Origin of the sequence: Mesorhizobium sp. M2A.F.Ca.ET.067.02.1.1 (assembly GCF_004023285.1) — a bacterium.
Lineage (GTDB): Bacteria > Pseudomonadota > Alphaproteobacteria > Rhizobiales > Rhizobiaceae > Mesorhizobium.
Map to the genome: position 1 here is coordinate 1 of NZ_RZSB01001346.1, position 637 is coordinate 637.

Here is a 637-nt window from a genome sequence, read left to right on the forward strand (position 1 = left end):
CTCTATCCGAACGAGGCCGACCTCACCGTCTCGCAGACGCTTTACGACAGCGGCGCAAGGCGGGCTGAGCTGAACCGCCAGGCCTCGCGGGTCGACGGAGCTTCCTTCAGGGTTCTGGAGCGGTCCGAGTTCATCGGGCTCGCGGTCGTCCAGGACTATCTGGAATACATGCTGCAGGCGTCGATCGTGGCCGAGGCCAAGAAGAACCTTGGCTTCCATCAGTCCATTCTCAGCGACATCAAGCAAGGCATCGCGGGCGGCGCGCTCAACGACGCCGACCGGCAGCAGGCCGAGGAACGCCTTTTTGCCGCCAAGGCGCGGATGCAGGAGGCAACCGAAGAACTCGAGGCGGCCAAGATCCGCTTCTTCAAGAATGTCGGCAAGCCGCTGACCAGCCCATCGCGGCCGGCCGATGTCTCGGCCGCCCTGCCGCGGTCGCTGGACGACGCGATCGGGCTTGCCAGGCAGAACAATCCGCGTGTCCATATGGCCAACAGCGATATCGACGCCGCGGCCTCGCTGGTCGATGCGGCGCGGGCGAAATACGGTCCGACGATCACCGCCGAGGGTGTTGCCCGCGGCGGGTCTGATATCGATGGCGATAATGGCGACACCAGCGACCTGCAGGCTCGGGTGG

General features: G+C 65.3%; 1 protein-coding gene. It reads left to right on the plus strand.

Features of this window, described 5'->3' with window-relative positions:
• The coding region (locus EOA28_RS37730) for a TolC family protein (RefSeq protein WP_189342427.1) at positions 1–637 on the plus strand (637 nt) is incomplete at both ends.